The sequence below is a fragment of the Streptomyces niphimycinicus genome, assembly GCF_018883605.1.
In the GTDB taxonomy this organism is placed as follows: Bacteria; Actinomycetota; Actinomycetes; order Streptomycetales; family Streptomycetaceae; genus Streptomyces; species Streptomyces niphimycinicus.
Genome location: NZ_JAHLEM010001003.1, coordinates 1 through 4,660 on the forward strand (window position 1 = coordinate 1; position 4,660 = coordinate 4,660).

Annotated in this window: 4 protein-coding genes; 3 read left to right on the plus strand and 1 reads right to left on the minus strand. The window is 71.4% G+C overall.

What is annotated here, in order from left to right; all coding sequences use genetic code 11:
- A partial coding sequence (locus KN815_RS46740; protein WP_253209685.1) for an adenosylcobinamide-GDP ribazoletransferase occupies positions 1–727 on the minus strand: 727 nt, incomplete at its 3' end.
- Positions 728–938: 211 nt separating this feature from the next.
- Between KN815_RS46740 and KN815_RS46745 the strand changes: the two genes are divergently transcribed.
- The 3 genes from KN815_RS46745 to KN815_RS46755 form a co-directional block, all read left to right on the plus strand.
- On the plus strand, positions 939–2,504 hold the full coding sequence (locus KN815_RS46745) for a leucyl aminopeptidase (RefSeq protein ID WP_216347858.1): 1,566 nt from the start codon (positions 939–941) through the stop codon (positions 2,502–2,504).
- 402 nt (positions 2,505–2,906) lie between these two features.
- Complete coding sequence (gene lpdA, locus KN815_RS46750) at positions 2,907–4,295, plus strand: dihydrolipoyl dehydrogenase (RefSeq protein ID WP_216347859.1); 1,389 nt, start codon at positions 2,907–2,909, stop codon at positions 4,293–4,295.
- A 52-nt stretch (positions 4,296–4,347) separates the two neighbouring features.
- A partial coding sequence (locus KN815_RS46755; RefSeq protein WP_301184711.1) for a biotin/lipoyl-containing protein occupies positions 4,348–4,660 on the plus strand: 313 nt, incomplete at its 3' end.

A 4,660-nucleotide genomic window follows, 5' to 3' on the forward strand; every position in this document is an offset into this window, starting at 1 on the left:
GCCCCTCCGGACGGGCGGCCGGAACGCCCACGCGGGCCGCGAGTGTCAGGGCGCAGCGCGCGGCGACACCGGCCACGGCCGCCCCGACCGCGCCGTGCGCCCAGCTCTGCCCGTACAACTGGGCCAGCGCCGCCACCTGGCCGAGCAGGACGAACAGCAGCGTGATCACGCCGAACGGCCCGATGTCCGACCGCTTCATGATGCGCAGCGCGTCCTCGGCGGGTTTGCCGCTGCCGAGCCCGTCCGCGGTGTCGGCGAGCCCGTCGAGATGGAGGCCGCGGGTCAGTACGGCGGGTATCGCGGCGGTGGCGACGGCCGCCAGCAGCGCCCCACCGCCCAGGAACAGCAACACCCCACCCACCGCCGCCGCACACAGCCCCACCGTCAGCCCGGCCACCGGCGCGCACAGCATCCCCGCGTGCGCCGCCTCCCGGTCCCAGCGCGTGCCTCGTACGGGCAGCACCGTGAGCGTGCCGAAGGCGAAGCGGATCCCGTCGGCCCAGGGGGCACGCGGAGCGTGGGCGGGCGGCGGATCGTAGGCGGGGCGGGGCGGATGCGCGGGCCGTTCCGGGCGCTCCGACCCCTCGGAGGACCCAGAGGACCCGGAGGGGGCGGAGGGGGCGGAAGGCTCGGAGCTCTCCGTGCTCTCCGTGCTCTCGGGTTCGGGCTCCGGCGGGCATGCGGACGACTGCGATCGCGACTGCGGCGGCTCCGGCGTGGTGTCCATCGCGCGGAAGGCTATCCCGGCCACCTCCATCCGGTAAGCCCGAGGGCACACCCCTGAGGGCACACCCCTGACGGCGCACCCCCGTTGGGCACCTCCCAGCGGTAGCCGGGGGAGAACCGAGCCCCAAATGGGGCCTAGGCATACGATGCGGAGGGGCGCGGCCTACAACCCATATCGGCCGACGAACTATCGGAAGAGGGACCCGACCACTGTGACTGCTCTGACTCTCAGCACCTCGTCCGCCGCGGCACTGCGCGCGGACGCCGTCGTCGTCGGCGTGGCGAAGGGGGCCAAGGGCCCCGTCGTCGCCGCCGGCGCCGAGGCCGTGGACAAGGCGTTCGGCGGAAAGCTGGCCGACGTTCTGGAGACGCTCGGCGCGACCGGCGCCGAAGGCGAGGTGACCAAGCTGCCCGCCGCGTCCGGCCTCAAGGCCCCGGTCGTGCTGGCGGTCGGGCTGGGCGATGTCCCGGCCAAGGACGACGGCTATGACGCCGAGACGCTGCGCCGGGCCGCGGGCGCGGCCTCCCGCGCGCTGTCCGGTTCGAAGAAGGGCGCCTTCGCGCTGCCGATCGAGGACGTGGCGGGCGCCGCCGCCGTGGCCGAGGGCGCGCTGCTCGGGGCGTACACGTACGACAAGAGCAACGGCAACGGCGGCGCCAAGGACGGCAAGAGCGCCAAGAGCGCCAAGAACGCCGCGAACACCGACAAGAAGAACGACGGCCCGCTCGCCGAGGTCGCCCTGGTCGGCGGCAAGCCGCGAGACAAGGCGTACAAGGCGGCCGTCGAGCGTGCCACCGCCCTGGTCGAGGAGATCAACCGCGCCCGCGACCTGATCAACACCCCGTCCAACCTCCTCAACCCGGCCGACTTCGCGGCCGAGGCGGTCGCGGCCGCCAAGGAGCACGGTCTCAAGACCGAGGTGCTGGACGAGAAGGCGCTCAAGAAGGGCGGCTACGGCGGCATCCTCGGCGTGGGCCAGGGCTCGGACGCCCCGCCGCGGCTGGTGCGGATCGCGTACACCCACCCCAAGGCGGAGAAGACGCTCGCCCTGGTCGGCAAGGGCATCACCTATGACTCGGGCGGCATCTCCCTCAAGCCGGCCGGTCACAACGAGACGATGAAGTGCGACATGAGCGGTGCCGCCGCCGTGTTCGCCACCGTCGTCGCCGCCGCCAGGCTGGGCCTGCGGGTCAACCTCACGGGCTGGCTGGCGCTGGCCGAGAACATGCCGTCGGGTTCGGCCACCCGCCCCGGCGATGTGCTGTCGATGTACGGCGGCAAGACCGTCGAGGTGCTCAACACCGACGCCGAGGGCCGGCTGGTGCTCGCCGACGCGATCACCCGCGCCGGTGAGGAGAAGCCGGACGCGATCGTGGACGTGGCGACGCTGACCGGCGCCATGGTTCTCGCACTGGGCAACCGCACGTTCGGGATCATGACGAACGACGAGGCGTTCCGCACCTCGCTGCACGAGATCGCGGAGGAGGCCGGTGAGCCGTCCTGGCCGATGCCGCTGCCCACCCACCTCCGTAAGGGCATCGACTCCCCGGTCGCGGATCTGGCGAACATGGGTGAGCGCATGGGTGGCGGTCTGGTGGCCGGCATCTTCCTGAAGGAGTTCGTGGCGGACGGGATCACCTGGGGCCACCTGGACATCGCGGGTCCGGCCTTCAACGAGTCCGGTCCGTTCGGCTACACGCCCAAGGGCGGCACGGGCGCCGCGGTCCGCACCCTGGTGCGGCTGGCGGAGCGCGCCGCCGACGGCGATCTCGGCTGAGCAGAGCGCAACGCAGCGGCGCGACGCGGCACCACGGCGCAGCGGCGTAACGCAGCACCGCGACGCAACGGCGTAACGCAGCGGCGCCCGCGACGCAGCGGCGCCCCGCGACAACGCATCGCGACCGCCGGCCCATAGGGCCGAAAGTCCCGTCGATTTCGCCCTCAACGAAATCGACGGGGCTCCGCGTTCCGGATACGCAGGAGTAACCCCTGAACTGGGGTCTGGAGATTTCTCACACAGCGGCCCCGCGTCCCGTCTCCTTCCAACAAGTGCGAAGATGTTGTCCCGGCAGGACAGGGCCCCCGACACCAGGGCCGCCGACGTAAGAAGCGGCCGAACACACGCCGCCGCCCGGCCGACCAAGGCCGGCCCCGGCGCACCATGCATGGAGGACGTGACGTGGCGAACGACGCCAGCACCGTTTTCGACCTAGTGATCCTCGGAGGCGGTAGCGGCGGTTACGCCGCTGCCCTGCGCGCGGCGCAGCTCGGTCTGGACGTCGCCCTGATCGAGAAGGACAAGCTGGGCGGCACCTGTCTGCACCGTGGCTGCATCCCCACCAAGGCTCTGCTGCACGCCGGTGAGCTCGCCGATCAGGCCCGCGAGGGCTCGGAATTCGGTGTGAAGACCACCTTCGAGGGCATCGACATCGAGGGTGTGCACAAGTACAAGGACGGCGTGATCTCGGGCCTGTACAAGGGTCTCCAGGGTCTGGTCGCCTCCCGCAAGGTCACCTATGTGACCGGTGAGGGCCGGCTGTCCTCCCCGACCTCTGTCGATGTGAACGGCGAGCGCTACACCGGCCGCCACATCCTGCTGGCCACCGGTTCGGTGCCCAAGTCCCTGCCCGGCCTGGAGATCGACGGCAACCGCGTCATCTCCTCCGACCACGCCCTGGTGCTGGACCGCGTGCCGAAGTCCGCGGTCGTGCTGGGCGGCGGCGTCATCGGCGTCGAGTTCGCCTCCGCGTGGAAGTCCTTCGGGGCCGACATCACCATCGTCGAGGCGCTTCCCCACCTCGTCCCGGTCGAGGACGAGAGCAGCTCCAAGCTGCTGGAGCGCGCCTTCCGCAAGCGCGGCATCAACTTCTCCCTCGGCTCCCGCTTCTCCGGCGTCGAGTACACCGCCGACGGCGTCAAGGTCTCGCTGGAGAACGGCAAGACCTTCGAGGCCGAGCTGCTGCTGGTGGCCGTCGGCCGTGGCCCGGTCTCGCAGGGCCTGGGCTACGAGGAGGCCGGGGTCGCCATGGACCGCGGCTATGTCCTGGTCGACGAGTACATGCGGACCAACGTCCCGACCATCTCCGCCGTGGGCGACCTGGTCCCCACCCTCCAGCTCGCCCACGTCGGCTTCGCCGAGGGCATGCTGGTGGCCGAGCGGCTGGCGGGCCAGAACCCCGTTCCGATCGACTACGACGGCGTGCCGCGGGTGACCTACTGCCACCCCGAGGTCGCCTCCGTCGGCATCACCGAGGCCAAGGCCAAGGAGCTGTACGGTGCGGACAAGGTCGTCGCCCTGAAGTACAACCTCGCGGGCAACGGCAAGAGCAAGATCCTCAAGACCGCGGGCGAGATCAAGCTCGTGCAGGTACGGGACGGTGCCGTCGTCGGCGTCCACATGGTCGGTGACCGGATGGGCGAGCAGGTCGGCGAGGCTCAGCTCATCTACAACTGGGAGGCGCTGCCCGCCGAGGTCGCGCAGCTCGTCCACGCCCACCCCACTCAGAACGAGGCGCTCGGCGAGGCCCACCTGGCCCTGGCCGGCAAGCCGCTGCACTCCCACGACTGATCATCCCGAGCGCGAACCATCCGCAAAGATCGTTAAGGAGCAACCGAACACCATGGCGGTTTCCGTAACCCTGCCGGCGCTCGGCGAGAGCGTGACCGAGGGCACCGTCACCCGCTGGCTCAAGGCCGAAGGTGAGCGCGTCGAGGCCGACGAGCCCCTGCTCGAGGTGTCGACCGACAAGGTCGACACCGAGATCCCGGCCCCTTCGGCCGGTGTGCTGACGTCCATCAAGGTGGCCGAGGACGAGACGGTCGAGGTCGGCGCCGAGCTGGCCGTTATCGACGACGGTGGCGCGGCTCCGGCCGAGGCCCCCGCCCCCGCGGCCGAGCCCGCTCCGGCGGCTCAGCCCGAGCCCGCCCCGGCGC